We start from the raw sequence: 17,634 nt of genomic DNA on the forward strand, positions 1-17,634 counted from the left end.
AGTCAGCGGGTCGGGGCTTGCAGGCCGTCGTTTCGGCGAGCGGTTCATTCAGCGATTGGCAAGCTGCTGAAGGCTTTCGACAACCTCTGACAAGTCTTCGGTAAATGGCGATGCCGTCGCAGCGTCGGCGTGTTGCGCCTGGCGGTATTCGCTAGGGGTACAACCGACTAATTGCTTGAAGGCGCGGGCGAAGTATGACGGGTCCTTGAACCCGACGCCGTAGCCGATGCTGGTGATAGGCATCTGACTGTTGATGAGCAGCTCCTTGGCGCAGTCCATGCGTTTGCTCAGCAGGTATTCCATGAAGCCCAGTCCGTTGACTTCCTTGAATAGCCGGCTGAAGCGGAAGGCGGTCATGCCGCAACGTTTTGCCAGTGCTTTTTGGTCGATTTCGCTGCGAAAGTGCTGGTCGATGTAGAGCAGTACGTCATTGAGCGCCTGGTGTTTGTGGTGCTCGTTCGTCAGGCGGATGCTGTCCGGCAGCGCGGGACCATGCTCGACCTGTGTCTTGTTGCCGCTGGGCTGTATGCTGCGGCGCAGCTCGCAGAGCTGTTCCAGCGCATGTAGAAAACGTTGCTTCTCTTTGTTGGACAGGGGCAGCACGATGTACTCCCAGACCCGGGAGCGCATGGCCCACACGGCAAGCTCCTCGGAGTGCTGCACGGTGAACATGGCGATTGGTATGGACGACGCCTTGCGCTTGATCTCCAGCAGCAGGTTGAGCCCGGGCATGTCGGGGCGATCGTAGTGGATGCAGATCATGTTCGGTTGACGCGTGCCATCGACATCAAGTTCGGACAATGCGGCGACCTTGGCGATACGGCAGTCGCAGGTCGGACGGAACTGCGCAACCAACAGCTCGGCCGATCGGTCTCGGGTGAGATCAAACCACAGCAGGTGGGGCGGGCTGGCCGATGCGGACTTCATCCTGGTATTCCTGTAGCGTTCCCTGCGTCCTCGTACGACGCGCGTCGCACTCCGTGTGCTTGCTCATTGCGAGTTGCCATTTTGACGATGCCGTTCATCCATTACAGTCCTCGCAGGTGAAGGGCTGGCAGAGCGTTTGTTACTACTAACTAAATAATGTCAAAGAACTATTTCTGGTGGTGAGTTGCTTGGCGTGTTCAGGGCATGCTGCAAAATAGTCCTACCCATCGACAAAAAACTCCTAACCCTCCGTGATTCTAGCTGACTAGGATTCACACAGGCGGCACACTAACTAACCGCCTCGGTAGATCGATGTTATATGAGGTGCACAGAATGAATATTCAATCGATGAAACTGTCGGTGCTGAAATTCATCAAGGACGAAGAAGGCCTGACGATTGTGGAGTATGCGGTAGCGGGTGGTCTGATCACCCTGGGTGCCGTCGCGGCTTTCATAACACTGGGCGGCAATGTGAGTACCGCCATCACCAGTCTCGGTTGTGCCGTTAAAGGCACCACGTGCTAGGCAGTCCACGTGTGTTTTCGGCCCCGTCGTGAGCATTCGCAGCGGGGCCTGATAAGGAGGAACCATGGGGCACCCGAGGGATGCGTCGTGGGGACAAAAGCGCATCATGGATAGACTCTGCCTGATTCTCCAATCACGGTCCGGTTCGGACAACGCATCAGTGTGTCTCTGCAGGCCAGAGGCATGCGCGTGCCGAGCATTCAAACAACCCCACCTCCTGGCAAGTCGGACTGCACTGTCGCGATTGCGCTCCTGAATGGTTTCTCCTCGCTGACCAGTATCGTCGCTGTACCACTTCCCAATAGATCGAATCACGATAGACACATGACCATTCTGGCCATTTCGAGGCCTATTGCTCGACAGGATGGCTTGGCGCGGTGTTTTCATCCGCTGGGTGGGGGCAGGGTAACGGGGATGAGTCATTGACGAACGCGCTGCCAAGTGTCCAGGCCGCAAGTCGCATCGTTTGTAGCGTGTGATGACAGGGGCAAAAAACTCCTAGCGATCAGCAAAAAACTCCTAACCCCAAGGGTGCACTTCTGACTACTGTTCAACTCAACAACACGGCAAGTGTTGCCCGATAACAAACATTGTGTGAGGTGAGCGAAATGAAACTGCAATCAATTAAAACTTCTGTTGCGAAGTTCATCAAAGACGAAGATGGCCTGACCATCGTGGAGTATGCCGTCGCCGGTGGGCTTATCACGCTGGGTGCCGTTGCGGCGTTCATCACCCTGGGCGGCAACGTGAAAACCGCCATCACCAGCCTGGGCTGCGCTGTCCAGGGCAAGACTTGCTGAGGCCATAGCATCCAACGAGGGTCGCAGTCATGGGCATCGAGCAGTCGATCGTCATTGCAACGTTGCTGGGGCTGCTGGGTACTGCGGTGCTGAGCGATCTGCGCTGGCACCGTATCCCTAACTTTTTGGTACTGCTTGGCCTTGCCCTGGGCTTGACCAGCCAGGTCTCCATTCTGGGCGCCCTTGGCTTGGGCCACTGGGCCTTGGGCATGACGATCGGCTTTGCCATATTCCTGCCGATGTATGCCTTTGGCGGGATGGCCGCCGGTGACGTCAAGCTCATGGCCATGGTCGGTGCCTTTCTCACCCCGCACGACGCCCTGTGGGCCACGCTTTTCAGCCTGATTGCCGGTGCGCTTTGCGGACTCTTGATCGTCCTTGCGCGGGGGCAGGTACAGCAGACCGTGGGGCGCTACTGGTTGATGTTCAGGGCCAGGGCCTATATGGCGCCAGCGGTCGATGAGGTGGCAGGCAAGCCCTTTCCTTACTCAGTTGCGGTCTTGCTTGGCACCTTGACCAGCGTCTTCTGGCTGCCCTTCGGCCAGTAAGTCAGGAGAACACCATGGACGCCGCCGACAATGACACCATTCACGACGAGCGCGAACTTGTGCAGCGCTTGGCTCCGCAGCCGCGTACCGTGCGCGAAACCGGGTTGGCGGAAAACCTGCTCGGTGACCTGGTCTGCAAGCATTTGCACGATGCGGGCGTGTTGGACATGCCCCGACTGGTGGAACGTCTGGCACTGACGGGGGCGGTGCTTGAAGAGGTCTTGACCTCGCTGCGCAAGGACGGTCGCATCGAAATACTCGGGCACAACGGTGGCCAGGCATTGCGCTATGGGTTGACCGAGCGCGGTCGCAGCGCCGCCCGCGACGCCTTGGCACGCAGCGGCTATATCGGTGCGGCGCCGTTTCCGGTCAGTCAGTACCGGGCGCTGCTCAAGGTGCAGACCATCCATCACGGCCAGATCAATGCACAGGACATGCAGCAGGCTTTCAAAGGGGTGGTTCTGGCGCAAGGCATGCTTGATCAACTGGGCGTGGCGCTCAATTCGGGTCGCGCCATCATGATTTACGGGCCGGCGGGCACGGGCAAGACCTATGTCAGCAGCCGTCTGGCGCGCCTGTTCGATGAAGCGATCTGGGTTCCGTATGCCATTGCGGTCAACGAGTCGGTGATCGAAATCTACGACCCTCAGGTACACCGCTGCCTGGATGATCAGGATGATCAGCAGAACACCCTGCTGCTTGACGAAGGGATCGACCGGCGCCTGCTTCGCTGCATGCGCCCGCTGGTGATCACCGGCGGTGAGCTGAGCATGGAGCAGTTGGATGTGCGCTACGACCCGTTCACCCGTCAGTACCAGGCGCCGTTGCAGCTCAAGGCCAGCAATGGCTTGTTCATCATCGACGACATGGGCCGGCAGCGCATGTCGCCGGCCGAGCTGCTCAACCGCTGGATCGTGCCGATGGAAGAGAAGCGCGACTTTCTCAACCTCGGCGGCGGGCGGCACTGCGAGCTGCCGTTCGACTTGGTCCTGGTGTTCTCGACCAACCTCAATCCGCTGGAGTTGGCCGATGAAGCGTTTTTGCGGCGCATTGGCTACAAGCTGCAGTTCGGCTACCTGAAACCCGAGGAATACGAGCGTATCTGGCGCCAGGAGTGCGAGCGGCTGAGTCTGGCCTTCGATCCGCGACTGCTGCATTTCGCGCTGGAGGCGTTGTACGGCGCCGAGAACATGCCACTGGTGCCGTGCCATCCCCGTGACTTGCTGAGCATGGCCCTTGACCGCCAACGCTATCAGGGTGGCTCCGGGCCGCTGTCGGCGCATGAGGTGAAGTGGGCCTGGACCAACTACTTCGTACAGTTCGACTTTCTTGGATAGATGAGGAGATACCGGCATGAGCTCTCGTACTTTCATCTTGATTGCCTTGTCCTTGATCCTGGGATTGGGCGCTGCGTGGATGGCCAATACCTGGCTCAGTGCCCGGCTCAACGCCAGCGCCGATGACAGTCAGCGCAATGTGGTGGTCGCCACGGTAGAGATTCCGTTCGGGCAGATGGTCGAGGCGCAGCAGGTGACGCTGGTACGCATGCCCAAGGATGCGATACCGGATGACGCCTTCGATGCCACCGAAAAGGTCGTGGGCAAGATCGCCACCTTCGCCATGCTCGGCGGCGACATCCTGCGTGGTGCGCGCCTGGCCGAGCACTTGGGCGGCAGCACGCTGTCCTCGCTGATCGAACCGAGCAAACGGGCGATCTCGGTGCGGGTTGACGACGTGGTTGGCGTCGGTGGGTTCCTCTTGCCGGGCAACCGGGTCGATGTCCTGGCGACCAGGCAGGTCGGCGGTACCGGTAATGCTGAGTCGCGCACCATTCTGGAGGATCTGCGCGTATTGGCCGTGGACCAGACGGCCAGCACCGACAAAACCCAGCCAGTGGTGGTGCGTGCGGTGACCTTGGAAATGACCCCTGCCCAGGCGGAACTGCTGGTCAAGGGCATGACCGACGGCAAACTGCAACTGGCCCTGCGCAACCCGCTCGACAACAACAAGGTGCCGGTTCCCGCCGAGCCGGTGGCGCTGGCCCAGGCTGAGCCAGTGGCGCCGGTGCCGATGGTCAAGCCCATCGTCCGTCGCAAGAGTGTGTCTGGCCCCAGCGGTATTACGGTGATCCGCGGTATCGAGGTGAATGTCGTCAACACCCAGATGTAGCCGCCGGACGCAATCGCTGACAGCCACGCCGAGTTACCGGCGTCGTGTACCGACACCCTGCAGGACAAGGTCGGTAGCACTGGAGGGTCTGAATGATGAACGCGCATATTCGACAGCCGCTGCACAGATGCCCGCGGCATCAGCGGGGCACGGCTCTCGTGCTGGTGGTGATCGCCATGGCCGCCATTCTGTTGATGGGGGCCCTGGCGCTGGACGGCAGTCACATGCTGGTGAACAAGGCCCGGCTGCAGAATGCCGTCGATGCCGCGGCCCTGAGCGGGGCCAAGAAACTGAGCGAGGTGTACGGTGCGACCGGCTCCGCCAGCACCACCCAAGCCGCTGCCAGGGACACGCTGGCGCGCAATGCCAACGCCGATGGCAACCAGGAACTGGCCAAGGCCATTGGCAACGACATAAGCGGTTTCGCCACGGTGGAGCTGTCTGCCAGTGTCTACGGGCCGTTCTCTTTCCCTGGCCCGGCCAATGCACGGTATGTGCGGGTGTCGGTGCCCAATTACCCGCTCAGCGGGTTCTTCTGGGGCATGTTGCAGGCGGTCGGTAATGGCGCTGCCCCGTCCAAGGCCGTGGCGGCCGTGGCCACCGCCGGTCCCAGCCCTGCCAGTCCCTGCGACTTGACCCCGCTACTGGTGTGTGGCGATCCAACCAAGAACGACCCCGGCAATGGGCTGTTCTGGGGGTTTCGCTTCGGTGACCTGCAGGTGTTGAAAACGGCGGCGAACAACAGTTCGAGCATTGGCCCGGGTAATTTTCAGTTGCTTGACTTCGGTTCCGGGGGCAACACGGTCCGGGACGGGCTGGCGGGGGGCATCAAGCAGTGCAACCGTGTTGGCGACAACGTGCAGACCAAACCGGGTAACACCGTGGGCCCTTCGGCCCAAGGCCTCAATACTCGCTTCAACCAGTATACCGGCAACCTCAGCGCGGCCGACTATCCGCCAGACCTGGTGATTACGGTCAACAGCAAGTCGTTCACCTACAACGGTTCACCAGCGCAGATCCAGTACAACAACCAGTCGGTGACCTCGACCAACGGCAACCTCGCCACCGCCAGTGGTGCGTTGTACGACTACAACGACTGGGCGCAGGCCTCCGCCGATTGTGCGTCCGGCTCGGCGGGCGGTTGCCAGAGCAATGGCGCATTCGAGCGGCGGATTCTCAAGGTGGTGGTCGGTGACTGCTCCGGCAAGAACGATGGGGCCAGTTCGATCCCGGTAATGGGCTTTGGCTGTTACTTCGTGCTGCAACCGGAGTCGCAGCAGGGCGGCTCGGCGCAAATCTTCGGCCAGTTCGTCAAGCAGTGCGAAGGCGACAATGTGCCTGGCCCTCATCCAGCCAGCGACACCGGTCCGCAGATCATCCAGCTGTACAAGACCTACATCGATAACAACCAGACACCGAGCACCGACTCCTAGGAGGTCTCATGGGACACCGTGGATGCAGGCCTGCGCAGGCCCAGCGAGGGCTGGCGATGGTGGAAATGGTGATCACGCTGCCGCTGCTGTTGCTGTTGTTGTTCGCCTTCGGCGAGTTCGGTCGCATGTTGTTCCAGTACAACAGCCTGATGCAGGCCAGCCGCGATGCCGGACGCTTTGTCTCCGGTCAAGCCTGGAACCCGACCCTGGGCAAGCTCTCGCTGAGTGCCGACCTCGTGTCCCAGACGCGAAGCGTCGCGGTCTACGGCGTGCCGGCCAACCCCAGCGGCTACCCGCCCGTGGTCCCGGGACTGACCACCGACAAGGTCACGGTGCAGGCCGTGGGTACCGACCATGTCCAGGTCAGCATCAGCTACACCTTCGTGCCGGTAATCGGTAGCGCAATACCAGCGTTGTACGGCCAGAGCGTGCCGCTCGGCCTGACCTTGACCTCGACTGTGGTGATGAGGGCCTTGTGATGAATAAGCAGCGTATGCGCGGGATGTATGTCGTTGAATTCGCCATTACCGGCCTGGTGCTGTTCACGCTGCTGTTCGGCGTGTTGGAGGTAGGCCGGTTGTATTTCACCGTCAACGCGCTCAACGAGAGCGTACGTCGTGGTGCGCGCCTGGCGGCGGTGTGCGATATCCGTGATCCGGTGATCTTGCGCCGGGCGATTTTCAATGCTGCCGACAACAGCGGCAAAAGCAGCCTGATCGGCAACCTGGCCACCGCCAACCTCAGTCTGGTGTATCTGGACGCCAATGGCGCGGTGGTCGCCAACCCGGACGACCTCGGCAGCGCCAGCGGCTTTCGCGCTATTCGCTACATCCAGCTGCAACTGAGCAACTTCACTTTCAACCTGCTGATTCCAGGGTTCGGTGGGGGCTTCACCCTGCCGGTGTACAGGTCGACCGTGCCGCGTGAAAGCCTCGGTCGGCAACCCGAGGCGGGCGTCACCCCGGAGATTACGCCATGCTAATGACCAAAGAAGCACCCACCACCAGTGTGACTGAGAATCCCGGCATGCACCTGTTGATCAGTGGCCGTGACGGGGGCGCGTTGAACCAGCTCAAAGCGCTGAGCCAGTGCCTGCCCAACCTGAATGTCACCACCCGCTTGGTTAGCAATGGCCACACCGACCCCTTGTTCGGGCTGGAGCAGATGCCTGACCTGCTTCTGCTGCGTGTCAGCCACCTGTGGCGCGAGGAACTGGCCGCATTGCTTCAGCACCCGCTCAAGGAGCGCCCACCGTTGCTGGTGTGCGGCCCCTTGGACGAGCGCGAGGGTATGCGCCTGGCAATGCAGGCTGGAGCCCGGGATTTTCTGACCGAGCCGGTGGCCGCCGACGAACTGACGGCGGCGATCAACCGTATGGTGATGGAGGCCCATGCCGAGCAAGGCACCGGGGGCAAGCTGGTCGCCGTGATGAACGCCAAGGGCGGCTCAGGCGCGACCATGCTGGCCTGCAACCTGGCGCATCAACTCAGCGTGCGAGGCGGGCGTACGTTGCTGCTGGACCTGGATCTGCAGTTCGGGACGGTGGCCCACAGCCTGGATGTGTTGCCGCAGCACTGCCACATGGAGGTGCTCAAGCAGATCGATGAGCTGGACAGCATCGCCTTGCGCGGCTTTTGCAGTCACTTCAGCCCGACCCTGCATGTGCTCAGTGGTCGCGCGGGTGAGTTGTGCCTGGCCCAGGACGTTCGCCTGGAGCAGCTGGAAAGCCTGCTGCGCCTGGCGCGCAGCACCTATGACTGGGTGGTGGTTGACCTGCCGCGGCAGATCGACCACCTCACGGGGGTCACGCTGGAGCAGGCCGACCGGATCTACATCGTGGTGCAGCAAAGCCTCAGCCACCTCAAGGATGGCACGCGGCTGACCCACATCCTGCGCAACGACCTAGGCGTGCAAGGCAATCGCCTGAAGGTGGTGGTCAACCGCTACAACAAAGCCTCTCCCGTCAGTCTCAAGGACATCAGCGATGCCTTGCGCTGCAGCAATGTGCACAAGCTCCCCAATGACTATTCGGCGGTCAACGAAAGCCAGAACACCGGCGTGCCCCTGGAGGTGCATGCGCCACGTGCTGCGGTGACTGTCAGCTTGCATGAGTTGAGCCAGGACCTGATCGGGGTCGTGGCCAGTGAGCGGGGCCTGTTTAAGCGTACCTTTGGCCGTTTGTTCGGAGGGTGAACCATGCTCAGCGACTTTCGTAATCGCCTGCGCCAGCAGGCCGGCAAGAGCGCCCCGGCAGACGGGCAGGGGACGCAGCCGGACAGTGCCAGCTGCGACAGCGTACTCATGGCCTGGGAGGCCGCCATACCGGATGTGCCTTACGAGACCCGGACCAAGCTCAACCAGGTGGAGACCGAGTGGCGGGAGAAGATCTATCAGTTGCTGCTCAAGGTCATGGACCTGTCATTGCTCGACTCCCTGGAACCGGGCGACGCCTCGCGGCAGATCCGCGACATCTGCCAGCGCCTGCTCGACGAGCACTCGGCGCCGGTCAGCGCCAGCAGCCGGCAGTTGATCATCAAGCAGATCACCGACGAAGTGCTCGGTCTCGGCCCGCTGGAGCCGTTGCTGGCCGATCACAGTGTATCGGACATTCTGGTCAACGGTGCCGACTCGGTGTACGTCGAGCGCTTTGGCAAGCTGCAACGAACCGATGTGCATTTTCGCGATAATCACCACCTGTTGAACATCATCGACCGTATTGTTTCCAGTCTGGGCCGGCGCATCGATGAGTCGTCACCACTGGTGGACGCACGGCTCAAGGATGGCTCGCGGGTCAACGCCATCATTCCGCCCTTGGCCATCGACGGGCCGAGCATGTCGATCCGGCGCTTTGCCGTGGACCTGCTCAACACCGAGAGCCTGGTGAAGATGGGCACCCTTACGCCGTCGATCGCCCTGATGCTCAAGGCCATCGTGCGCGGGCGCATGAACGTGCTGATCTCCGGCGGGACCGGTAGCGGCAAGACCACCATGCTCAACGTGCTGTCGAGCTTCATCCCCCACAATGAGCGGATCGTCACGATCGAGGACTCGGCCGAACTGCAACTGCAACAACCTCATGTGGTACGCCTCGAAACCCGTCCGTCGAACATCGAGGGCAAGGGCGAGGTCAGCCAGCGCGACCTGGTGCGCAACAGTTTGCGCATGCGCCCCGACCGTATCGTCATCGGTGAGGTGCGTGGCGCCGAGGCGCTGGACATGCTGACGGCGATGAACACCGGCCACGACGGCTCGCTCACCACCATCCACGCCAACACCGCGCGCGATGCCCTGGGGCGGATCGAGAACATGGTCTCGATGACCGGTGCGACCTTCCCGATCAAGGCCCTGCGCCAACAGATCGCTTCTGCCCTGAGTGTGGTCATCCAGTTGGAGCGCCAGGAGGATGGCACGCGGCGCTTGGTCAGCGTTCAGGAAATCAATGGCATGGAAGGCGAGATCATCACCATGACCGAGATTTTTTCATTTGTGCGTAACGGTATCGGTGAGCGTGGTGAAGTCCTCGGCGAGTTCCGCCCCACGGGCATGGTTCCCGCGTTCCGCGAGGTCCTGGCCAAGCGCGGCATCGAACTGCCACTGAGCCTGTTCCGGCCCGATTGGATGGAGGGATGAACATGAGCCAAATTCCCAGTGAATATATTCTGGCGTTCCTCGGCATGGTGTTCACCGCCATGTTCCTGCTCAGTCAAGGTTTGGCGATCCCGGTGTTCGGTGAGGCCAATAAGGTCCGCAAGCGTATCCGTAGCCGTCTGAACGTGCTGGAGAGCAGCAGTAACCTGGCGAACATGCAGTCGGTACTGCGGCAGAAATACCTGCGCCGGCTGTCGCCGCTGGAGGCGCGCCTGGAGCAGTTGCCGGGCATGGAGGGTCTGGCGCAGATGATCGAGCAAGCTGGGCATGAGTACCGTGCCTACCGGGTGCTGCTGCTCGGCCTGATCCTGGCCGTGACCGCTGCGGTGGTGCTGTGGCTGTTCACTCAGCTGTGGTGGATGGCCCTTGCCGGTGGCCTGGCCACGTTCTGGCTGCCGGTGCTGAAGATCTCCCGTGACCGCAGCAAGCGTTTCGCTCAGTTCGAAGAAGGCCTGCCCGATGCGCTGGATGCGGTATGCCGCGCGCTGCGCGCCGGCCATCCATTCAACGAGACCCTGCAGTTGGTCGCCGAGGAGCATAAAGGTCCAGTCGCCCACGAGTTCGGCCTGACCTTCGCCGACATCAACTATGGCAACGATGTACGCCGGGCCATGCTCGGCCTGCTCGAGCGCATGCCGAGCATGACCGTGATGATGCTGGTGACCACGGTGCTGATCCACCGTGAGACCGGGGGCAACCTGACCGAGGTGCTGGAGCGCCTGAGCAGCCTGATTCGTGGGCGCTTCCGCTTCCAGCGCAAGGTCAAGACGCTGTCGGCCGAGGGGCGCATGTCGGGCTGGATACTGGTTGCCGTGCCTTTCGTGTTGGCGGCGGCGATCGTGCTGTCGAGCCCGAGCTATCTGCCCATGCTGCTCAGTGAACCCCTGGGCCAGAAGCTGGTGATCGGGGCGTTCGTGGCGATGCTGATCGGGATTTTCTGGATACGCAAAATCATCCGGATTCAGGTGTGAACACCGCCAGGTGTCAAGGAGGGGGTCATGAACTATCTGCTGAGTCTGATCAACAGTGCGGTGGGGGACGAGGAGTTGGCTCGCCTGCTGTTCGCCGCAGCCATCGGCTTGAGCGTGGTACTGGCGGTGGTCACGTTGGTGTTGCTGGTGCAAGGGTTGCAAGATCCGGTACAGCGGCGCCTGCTGTTGCTCAAGCGCGGTCATGCCGGGGCTGGTTACGAGCAGCACACCACCAGCAGCCTGCAACTGCTGCTGGAACAGGTCGGCCAGCGCTTCTCGCCGACGGAGCCGACAGCCAGTTCGGCGACCCACACGCTGCTGACCCATGCTGGCTATCGCTCGCAGGCGGCGGTACAGATGTACTGGGCGACTCGCCTGTTGTCGCCGTTGCTGACGGTGGGTCTGGCGTTGCTGGCCCTGCCGTTGGTTCCGACACTTTCGCTGCCATTGGGTATTGTCATCCTGGTCACGGCGCTGGGCGTGGGATGGTTGGCACCGGCGATTTATGTCAATGCACGAAAACAGGCGCGGATGACCCGGTTGATGGTGGCCTTTCCCGATGCCCTGGACCTGATGGTTGTATGTGTGGAGTCGGGCCTGGCATTGCCCCAGGCGATCGAGCGGGTGTCCGAGGAAATGGCGGTCAGCCAACCGGACCTGGCCATTGAGCTGGCGCTGGTCAACGCCGAGATTCGCGCGGGGATTCCCAGCACCGAGGCGCTCAAGCACTTGGCTGATCGGACGGGGTTGGAGGACATTCGCGGATTGGTCAGCCTGCTCGCACAGAGCATCCGTTTTGGTACCAGCGTCGGCGCCACCTTGCGCATCTATGCCGAGGAGTTTCGTGACCGGCGCACGCAAATGGCCGAGGAGAAGGCGGCAAAGATCGGTACCAAACTGGTGTTCCCGCTGATCTTCTGCCTGTGGCCAAGCTTCTTCCTGGTGGCCATCGGGCCTGCGATCGTCGGTGTGTTCAAGGTGTTCGGCAAGCTCTGAGCAAACGCCGCATACAAACCGGGCCCGGGCCTCCAGCGCAAGGAAACGCTGGAGGCCCGGGCCCGGTACTGTCTGTGGTTACTTGCGTTGTCCGCCGGAATATTCCTTGTAGTATTCGGGGATGGCGTGTTTGTAGCTCTCCAGCCAGCGCTGCAAGGCCAGGTCGCGCTCACTGGCCGCAGCCGTTTGCCGGATGGGCGACATGGCCTGGCCGTGAGATTGCAGCACCAGCCAGACTTCGGTTTGCTGCTGTTGCTCCGAGGAAGGGCCGGGTTCGATGGCCTGGGCTGCGAGCGGAACGAGCAACAGCCCCAGGCAACTGGCTAGGTTGTTTTTCATCACTACCTCTGCGTTGTTGGCGGGTTGGCAACCGACGGCTCGATGGCCGTTGTGACACGATCACTGGGCACCGCCGCGGCGGTCGTCGATGCCTTGAGTTTTTCCGCACGCTCCTTGGCCTGGGTGACTTGCTCGGGGTTCAGGCCGGCACGGCTGGCCAGCTCCGAGGCTTGCTTCCAGTTGCCTTGGTAAATCAGCAGGGTCACCAGGTTGCTGGCTGCCAAGGTGTCGGACGGCTTCAGTTCCATGGCGGTGATCAGTTCGAAACGGGCTTCCTTGAGTTTCAGTTGCTTGAGGTAGACCACGCCCAGGTCGTTGCGAATCTTCTCGTCGGTGGGGGACAGACGCGCGGCGCGCTGCAAGTGTTCGAGCGCTTGCTCGGCGTCGGCGCGGGAAGTTGCCAACTGACCCAGGCCGTGCTCGCCCTCAGCGGTCAGGCAGGTACCGAGCAAGCTGCGATACAGCGGTTCGGCCTCACTCTGGCCAAGCATGCGATAGATCTTGGCCTTGCGCAGGCGCACTGCGGCAAGGTCCTCAGGGAGGTTCTGCAGGTTGGCCAGGCCTGCGTGCAACTTGCCGTCGCCGATCATGTCGTCGGCCATGCTCAGCGACAGCTCCTGATCGGGGGTCGGTTTGGCGCAACTGGCGCTTCCCAGGCTTGACCATCTGCCGCCCCCATCGGAGGCGCAGCCACCGAGCATCATCAATCCCAGCACCGCGATCAGTGTTTTCACCCTGTGCTCCCGCAAGGCCCTGATGCTCATTGCGACAACCCACTGAGCCGGTCGAAGTTACCATCTTCGAGGAAATACATGCGGAACCAGTTCGGGTCGTAGTTACGCAGGTTTTCCCCCGGCAACGACGGCAGGCGGGCATTCGCCGCCAACGGTTGCACCAGGTGCGGGGTGACGATCATCAGCAGTTCCTTTTCCTCGCGGCTGATGGTGGAATCACGGAAGAACGCCCCCAGGACCGGAACATCGCCCAGACCTGGGAACTTGCTCACCGACGAAATGTTGCTGGTACTGATCAAACCACTGATCACGAAGCTCTCGCCGTTGGCCAGGGAAATACTGGTGTCGGTGCGACGCACGCTCAGCGCCGGTACGGTGATGCCCGCGATGCGCACGCCGTTGTTGTAGTCGAGCTCGCTGACCTCTGGCGCCACTTTCAAGGCAATACGGTCACGTCCGACGATGGTTGGCGTGAGGGTCAGGCGAATACCGAACTCCTTGTACTCGATCGAGATGGTGTCGCTGCCGCTGCTGGGCACCGGAATCGGTACCTCACCCCCGGCCAGGAAGCTCGCGCTCTGACCACTGAGCGCCACCAGGCTCGGCCGCGCCAACGTGTAGGCGAAGCCACTGCCTTCGAGCGCGTTGATCAGCCCGAGCACTTTGCCGCCGCCGATGCCGATGTTGAACGTCCTGTTGTCCAGCGGGATGGCGGTGGCTGTGTTACCGAGTTGGCCGGGCGACACGGTCACCAGCGGGACGGTGCCCGGGGAGCCGAACAGGAAGCTTCCGCCTTTGCCGAAGATCGAGGTACTGGCTTCCTTGAGCTTGGTACGGCTGACTTCGACGAAGCGGATGTCGGTTTGCACCTGGCTGGGCAGCGAGGGGTCTTCCGACGGCGGTAACGCCGTGCTCATCAGCGAGCCGGCCCCCTTGCCCTGGACGAACACCATGCTTTGGCGCGGGGCGCTGGAGCAGGCAGTCCAGACCATCAGGCTGGTGGCACCGGAGGCGATGCCGGTCAGCAGGTACGCATCATTTTTACCATAGGTCTGAACGTCGGCGACTTTCGGATCGCCGACAGCCAGACGCGTGATGGCAACCTCAGAATTCATCACCTTCTGCATACCTTCGCCGACCTCGATCACCGCCGGCAGGGCGGACAATGCAGAGCAATTGCCGGGGGCGGCCTGGGCGATGTTTGTGGACAGTCCAGTGAAGATCAACGTCCATGCAACGCGTTTGAGTACTTTCACGCAATCACTGTCCATTCACTGCTTCCTTGTCTGGTTTAGGTCTGGATATTGAGGCCCGCTCAAACCTAGTGTTCGGCCAGGGAACCCGGGCATGGGCACGTCACTGGTTCGAACAAACGTCGTTGTTATCTGACGTTAGCGCAGAAAGGTCAAAATGCTATTAATTGGGAAAATACCATTCGTCGGAGCCGGGGATCGCTTGTTCACTGGACGCTGTCCTTGCGTTTAGCCTAGGATCCAGCCGAAGATCATTTCAAAGAAAAGACCTCACTTTGGATCTTCCGGGGTTTGTCCGAGAACAAGGTGCAACGGAGCATGCAGTTCGCGTTGTCGACTCTGTGAAGATGCGCAGGATTGATTGACCCCTATGGCGGCAGCTCATGTCGACACTTGAAAGTTCATCCTGGCAAATAGCCTATCCGCCGTCACTCGACTTCGGGCAGCAGTTGACCCGCGAACAACTGCAGCGCTCGATGCAGGAAACCATGTCTCTGCACGAAGGCGGCCCGGTCTGGCTGTTCGCCTACGGCTCGCTGATCTGGCGCCCCGAATGCAATTCGGTCGAGCGTCAGCGGGCACGGGTGCATGGCTACCATCGCGGCCTGTACCTGTGGTCTCACGAGCATCGCGGCACTCCGGAATGCCCGGGCCTGGTGTTTGGCCTGGACCGTGGCGGTTCCTGCAGCGGTTTCGCCTACCGTCTGGATGACAGCAACCTGGATGATTCGCTGATGGCCCTGTGGCAACGGGAAATGCCTTTCCCGGCCTATCGCCCACACTGGCTCAGCTGCCGCCTGAGCGACGGCAGCAAGGTCCAGGCCCTGGGCTTCGTGCTGGAACGGCACCTGCCGTGCTACGCGGGCAACCTGCCGGACACCCTGCTCAGCCAGATCCTCGCCAGCGCCAAGGGGCGCTACGGCACGACGCGCGATTACGTGGAGCAGACCCTCAACGCCCTGCGCAGCCACCAGATGCCCGATCGCAACCTGGAAGCCCGTTTCAGGCGTTGCCACAACCTGCGCGAGGTGTGAGCCCCGCGCATCGGGCTCATTCCTGGCCGGCGGCGGTGCCGAGGAACTTGCGCAGGAACTGACGGGTGCGCTCTTCCTTGGGGTTGGCGAACAGCGCCTTGGCCTCGCCCTGCTCGACGATCACGCCCTTGTCGAAGAAGATCACCCGGTTGGCGACATCGCGGGCAAAGCTCATTTCGTGGGTGACGATGATCATGGTGCGCTTTTCCTCGGCCAGGCCGCGGATGGTCTCCAGCACCTCGCCCACCAGTTCCGGGTCGAGCGCCGAGGTGGGTTCGTCGAACAGGATCACTTCGGGTTCCATGGCCAGGGCGCGGGCGATGGCTACCCGCTGCTGCTGGCCGCCGGACAGGCGGCGCGGGTAGGCGTCTTCCTTGCCCGCCAGGCCGACCTTGGCCAGCAGGCACCTGGCCAGCTCGATGGCCTTGTCGCGGGGCGTCTTCTTGACGATCACCGGCCCTTCGATGACGTTTTCCAGGGCGGTGCGGTGGGGAAACAGGTTGAAGTTCTGGAACACGAATCCGGCCTGCTGGCGCAGGCGGCGGATCGCACCCTGCTGGCCGCCCAGCGGGCGATTGGCGTCGATACTGATGTCGCCGATCTGGATGCGCCCGGCATCAGGGGTTTCCAGCAGGTTCAGGCAACGCAGGAAGGTGGTCTTGCCCGAGCCGCTGGGGCCGATGATGGCGACCACCTCGCCGGGTTGCACGGTCAGGTCGATGCCGTTGAGCACGGTATGGCCCTTGAACTGCTTGCTCAGGCCTTCTACTACGATCATCTCAGTGCTCCTGGTCGTGCTGGTTGACCCGCGCTTCCATGCGGTTCTGGAAGTGCGCCAGGATGCTGCAGAGGATCCAGTAGACCACCGCGACAGCCAGGTACATGGTGAAGACCTCGAAGGTCCGGGCGGTGATCAACTGCGCCTGGCGGAACAGCTCGGGCACCTGGATGGTCGCCGCCAGGGCGGTGTCCTTGACCAGCGAGATGAAGCTGTTGCCCAGCGGCGGCAGGGCGGTGCGCAGGGCTTGCGGCAGAATCGCCCGGCGCATGGCCTGGGTGCGGGTCATGCCGATGCTGGCTGCCGCTTCCCACTGGCCACGGTCGATCGAGGAGATCGCCGCGCGGAGGATTTCGCAGATATACGCCGCCATGTTCAGCGACAGGCCGATCAGCGATGCCGGGATCGGGTCAAGCTCGATGCCGATCTGCGGCAGGCCGAAGTAGATCACGAACAGCTGCACCAGCAGCGGGGTGCCGCGGAAGAACGACACGTAGATGCGGGCGAGCCAGTCCAGCGGCAGGATCTTCGACAGGCGCATCAGCGCCAGGGCAAAGCCCAGCACCAGGCCGAAGAACATGCCGCCGACACTGAGCAGCACGGTATAGCCCGCGCCCTTGAGCAGGAAGGGCGCGGAATCGACAACGAGTTGCAGGCTTTCAGCGATCATTTGGTGACATCGGCACCGAAGTATTTCTCGGACAGCTTGGCCAGCGTGCCGTCGGCCTTGAGCTTGTCGATGGCCTTGTTTAGCGCCGCGAGCAGTTCAGGCTCGCCCTTGCGCAGGGCTACGCCCGATTCCAGCTTGGAGAATTTCTCGCCGGCCAGCGCGGTCGGTTTCTTGTCCTTGGCGGTTTTCTGCACGTACTCGAGCGCGGCCAGGCGGTCGATCAGGATGGCGTCGATACGGCCGTTGCGCAGGTCGGCGAATTTGGTCGGGTCGTCTTCGTAGGTGCGGACATCGGCTGTCGGCACGTCCTGTTTCACCCATTGCTCGTAGTTGGTGCCCAGGCCGACGCCGACCTTCTTGCCACCGAGGTCGGCAGCGGTCTTGATGTTCTTCTCGTTGTCGCTGCCCTTGAGCACCAGGGCCTGGATACCGGAAACGGTGTAGGGCTCGGAGAAGTCGTACTTCTTCTTGCGCTCTTCGGAGATGGTCACCTGGTTGATCACCACGTCCAGGCGCTTGGACTCCAGGGCGGCGAGGATGCCGTCCCACTTGGTCGGCTGGACCTTGGCCTTGACCCCCAGCTCCTTGGCCAGCAGTTCGGACAGTTCGACTTCAAAGCCGGCCAGCTTGCCGTTCTCGTCCTGGAAGCTGAAGGGTGGGTAGGTGCCTTCCAGGCCGACGTTGATCACGCCTTTCTCCTGGATGGTCTTCAACTGCTCGCCGGCGAAGGCCTGGCCGAGCAGGCCGGCGCCGAGCAGGAGCGCCAGGCTGGCGTTGAGAAGGGGTTTGGCGAATTTGGTCATGGCAGG

20 protein-coding genes are annotated in these 17,634 nt (G+C 61.9%); 13 read left to right on the forward strand and 7 right to left on the reverse strand.

The features are described from left to right. Positions 1-48: 48 nt before the first annotated feature. Positions 49-927 carry a response regulator transcription factor gene (locus V0R62_RS05225; RefSeq protein WP_186716027.1) on the reverse strand — a complete coding sequence of 293 codons (879 nt, stop codon included), beginning with the start codon at positions 925-927 and terminating at the stop codon, positions 49-51. Between the two features lie 333 nt (positions 928-1,260). Between V0R62_RS05225 and V0R62_RS05230 the strand changes: the two genes are divergently transcribed. From V0R62_RS05230 to V0R62_RS05285, 12 genes are all read left to right on the forward strand, one after another. Continuing rightward, positions 1,261-1,452, forward strand: coding sequence for a Flp family type IVb pilin (locus V0R62_RS05230; protein WP_186716028.1), 192 nt, complete (start codon positions 1,261-1,263; stop codon positions 1,450-1,452). Between the two features lie 608 nt (positions 1,453-2,060). Beyond that, entirely contained in the window at positions 2,061-2,252 is a 192-nt protein-coding gene (locus V0R62_RS05235) for a Flp family type IVb pilin (protein WP_186716029.1), read from the forward strand. Positions 2,253-2,281: 29 nt separating this feature from the next. Then, positions 2,282-2,800, forward strand: a complete 519-nt coding sequence (locus V0R62_RS05240; RefSeq protein WP_330102996.1) for an A24 family peptidase — start codon at positions 2,282-2,284, stop codon at positions 2,798-2,800. A 14-nt stretch (positions 2,801-2,814) separates the two neighbouring features. Beyond that, positions 2,815-4,137, forward strand: a complete 1,323-nt coding sequence (locus tag V0R62_RS05245) for a DEAD/DEAH box helicase family protein (protein WP_186716031.1) — start codon at positions 2,815-2,817, stop codon at positions 4,135-4,137. A 16-nt stretch (positions 4,138-4,153) separates the two neighbouring features. After that, entirely contained in the window at positions 4,154-4,969 is an 816-nt protein-coding gene (gene cpaB, locus V0R62_RS05250) for a Flp pilus assembly protein CpaB (RefSeq protein WP_186734151.1), read from the forward strand. 92 nt (positions 4,970-5,061) lie between these two features. After that, positions 5,062-6,402 carry a TadE/TadG family type IV pilus assembly protein gene (locus V0R62_RS05255; RefSeq protein ID WP_330102997.1) on the forward strand — a complete coding sequence of 447 codons (1,341 nt, stop codon included), beginning with the start codon at positions 5,062-5,064 and terminating at the stop codon, positions 6,400-6,402. A gap of 8 nt (positions 6,403-6,410) precedes the next feature. After that, entirely contained in the window at positions 6,411-6,881 is a 471-nt protein-coding gene (locus V0R62_RS05260; RefSeq protein WP_330102998.1) for a TadE/TadG family type IV pilus assembly protein, read from the forward strand. Next, complete coding sequence (locus tag V0R62_RS05265) at positions 6,881-7,384, forward strand: TadE/TadG family type IV pilus assembly protein (protein WP_186716038.1); 504 nt, start codon at positions 6,881-6,883, stop codon at positions 7,382-7,384. The genes V0R62_RS05260 and V0R62_RS05265 overlap by 1 nt, the downstream gene beginning before the upstream one ends. Then, entirely contained in the window at positions 7,378-8,595 is a 1,218-nt protein-coding gene (locus tag V0R62_RS05270) for an AAA family ATPase (protein WP_330102999.1), read from the forward strand. The genes V0R62_RS05265 and V0R62_RS05270 overlap by 7 nt, the downstream gene beginning before the upstream one ends. A gap of 3 nt (positions 8,596-8,598) precedes the next feature. After that, positions 8,599-10,032, forward strand: a complete 1,434-nt coding sequence (locus V0R62_RS05275; RefSeq protein WP_330103000.1) for a CpaF family protein — start codon at positions 8,599-8,601, stop codon at positions 10,030-10,032. A gap of 2 nt (positions 10,033-10,034) precedes the next feature. Continuing rightward, on the forward strand, positions 10,035-11,021 hold the full coding sequence (locus V0R62_RS05280; RefSeq protein ID WP_186734156.1) for a type II secretion system F family protein: 987 nt from the start codon (positions 10,035-10,037) through the stop codon (positions 11,019-11,021). A gap of 27 nt (positions 11,022-11,048) precedes the next feature. Next, positions 11,049-12,017, forward strand: a complete 969-nt coding sequence (locus tag V0R62_RS05285; RefSeq protein ID WP_330103001.1) for a type II secretion system F family protein — start codon at positions 11,049-11,051, stop codon at positions 12,015-12,017. A 78-nt stretch (positions 12,018-12,095) separates the two neighbouring features. On the opposite strand, the gene V0R62_RS05290 is transcribed toward V0R62_RS05285, so the two are convergent. The 3 genes from V0R62_RS05290 to V0R62_RS05300 are packed head-to-tail and all read right to left on the reverse strand — an operon-like array spanning position 12,096 to position 14,361. Further along, positions 12,096-12,356: a DUF3613 domain-containing protein gene (locus V0R62_RS05290; RefSeq protein WP_186716369.1), complete on the reverse strand. Its 261-nt coding sequence runs from the start codon at positions 12,354-12,356 to the stop codon at positions 12,096-12,098. A gap of 2 nt (positions 12,357-12,358) precedes the next feature. Next, complete coding sequence (locus tag V0R62_RS05295; RefSeq protein WP_330103002.1) at positions 12,359-13,090, reverse strand: tetratricopeptide repeat protein; 732 nt, start codon at positions 13,088-13,090, stop codon at positions 12,359-12,361. A 26-nt stretch (positions 13,091-13,116) separates the two neighbouring features. Then, positions 13,117-14,361: a type II and III secretion system protein family protein gene (locus V0R62_RS05300; RefSeq protein WP_330103003.1), complete on the reverse strand. Its 1,245-nt coding sequence runs from the start codon at positions 14,359-14,361 to the stop codon at positions 13,117-13,119. 365 nt (positions 14,362-14,726) lie between these two features. Here V0R62_RS05300 and V0R62_RS05305 point away from each other — a divergent pair, with 365 nt between their 5' ends. Further along, positions 14,727-15,377, forward strand: a complete 651-nt coding sequence (locus V0R62_RS05305; RefSeq protein WP_330103004.1) for a gamma-glutamylcyclotransferase — start codon at positions 14,727-14,729, stop codon at positions 15,375-15,377. Between the two features lie 16 nt (positions 15,378-15,393). Here V0R62_RS05305 and tcyN read toward each other — a convergent pair whose 3' ends face one another. From tcyN to tcyJ, 3 genes are read right to left on the reverse strand one after another with little or no spacing between them, the layout of a single operon-like run. Further along, complete coding sequence (gene tcyN, locus V0R62_RS05310) at positions 15,394-16,155, reverse strand: L-cystine ABC transporter ATP-binding protein TcyN (RefSeq protein ID WP_330103005.1); 762 nt, start codon at positions 16,153-16,155, stop codon at positions 15,394-15,396. A gap of 1 nt (position 16,156) precedes the next feature. Then, positions 16,157-16,825, reverse strand: coding sequence for a cystine ABC transporter permease (gene tcyL, locus V0R62_RS05315; RefSeq protein ID WP_046857530.1), 669 nt, complete (start codon positions 16,823-16,825; stop codon positions 16,157-16,159). Next, complete coding sequence (gene tcyJ / locus V0R62_RS05320; RefSeq protein WP_203649525.1) at positions 16,822-17,628, reverse strand: cystine ABC transporter substrate-binding protein; 807 nt, start codon at positions 17,626-17,628, stop codon at positions 16,822-16,824. Before tcyJ ends, tcyL begins: the two co-directional genes overlap by 4 nt. Positions 17,629-17,634 lie beyond the last annotated feature (6 nt).

It is taken from the genome of Pseudomonas carassii, from assembly GCF_036324045.1.
Classification (GTDB): domain Bacteria; phylum Pseudomonadota; class Gammaproteobacteria; order Pseudomonadales; family Pseudomonadaceae; genus Aquipseudomonas; species Aquipseudomonas peradeniyensis.

Excerpts from the sequence above, each read along its gene's own strand:
- V0R62_RS05225 (WP_186716027.1), bottom strand. The coding sequence starts at position 927 with ATGAAGTCCGCATCGGCCAGCCCGCCCCACCTGCTGTGGTTTGATCTC.
- V0R62_RS05230 (WP_186716028.1), top strand. The coding sequence starts at position 1,261 with ATGAATATTCAATCGATGAAACTGTCGGTGCTGAAATTCATCAAGGAC.
- V0R62_RS05235 (WP_186716029.1), top strand. The coding sequence starts at position 2,061 with ATGAAACTGCAATCAATTAAAACTTCTGTTGCGAAGTTCATCAAAGAC.
- V0R62_RS05240 (WP_330102996.1), top strand. The coding sequence starts at position 2,282 with ATGGGCATCGAGCAGTCGATCGTCATTGCAACGTTGCTGGGGCTGCTG.
- V0R62_RS05245 (WP_186716031.1), top strand. The coding sequence starts at position 2,815 with ATGGACGCCGCCGACAATGACACCATTCACGACGAGCGCGAACTTGTG.
- cpaB (WP_186734151.1), top strand. The coding sequence starts at position 4,154 with ATGAGCTCTCGTACTTTCATCTTGATTGCCTTGTCCTTGATCCTGGGA.
- V0R62_RS05255 (WP_330102997.1), top strand. The coding sequence starts at position 5,062 with ATGATGAACGCGCATATTCGACAGCCGCTGCACAGATGCCCGCGGCAT.
- V0R62_RS05260 (WP_330102998.1), top strand. The coding sequence starts at position 6,411 with ATGGGACACCGTGGATGCAGGCCTGCGCAGGCCCAGCGAGGGCTGGCG.
- V0R62_RS05265 (WP_186716038.1), top strand. The coding sequence starts at position 6,881 with ATGAATAAGCAGCGTATGCGCGGGATGTATGTCGTTGAATTCGCCATT.
- V0R62_RS05270 (WP_330102999.1), top strand. The coding sequence starts at position 7,378 with ATGCTAATGACCAAAGAAGCACCCACCACCAGTGTGACTGAGAATCCC.
- V0R62_RS05275 (WP_330103000.1), top strand. The coding sequence starts at position 8,599 with ATGCTCAGCGACTTTCGTAATCGCCTGCGCCAGCAGGCCGGCAAGAGC.
- V0R62_RS05280 (WP_186734156.1), top strand. The coding sequence starts at position 10,035 with ATGAGCCAAATTCCCAGTGAATATATTCTGGCGTTCCTCGGCATGGTG.
- V0R62_RS05285 (WP_330103001.1), top strand. The coding sequence starts at position 11,049 with ATGAACTATCTGCTGAGTCTGATCAACAGTGCGGTGGGGGACGAGGAG.
- V0R62_RS05290 (WP_186716369.1), bottom strand. The coding sequence starts at position 12,356 with ATGAAAAACAACCTAGCCAGTTGCCTGGGGCTGTTGCTCGTTCCGCTC.
- V0R62_RS05300 (WP_330103003.1), bottom strand. The coding sequence starts at position 14,361 with ATGGACAGTGATTGCGTGAAAGTACTCAAACGCGTTGCATGGACGTTG.
- V0R62_RS05305 (WP_330103004.1), top strand. The coding sequence starts at position 14,727 with ATGTCGACACTTGAAAGTTCATCCTGGCAAATAGCCTATCCGCCGTCA.
- tcyN (WP_330103005.1), bottom strand. The coding sequence starts at position 16,155 with ATGATCGTAGTAGAAGGCCTGAGCAAGCAGTTCAAGGGCCATACCGTG.
- tcyL (WP_046857530.1), bottom strand. The coding sequence starts at position 16,825 with ATGATCGCTGAAAGCCTGCAACTCGTTGTCGATTCCGCGCCCTTCCTG.
- tcyJ (WP_203649525.1), bottom strand. The coding sequence starts at position 17,628 with ATGACCAAATTCGCCAAACCCCTTCTCAACGCCAGCCTGGCGCTCCTG.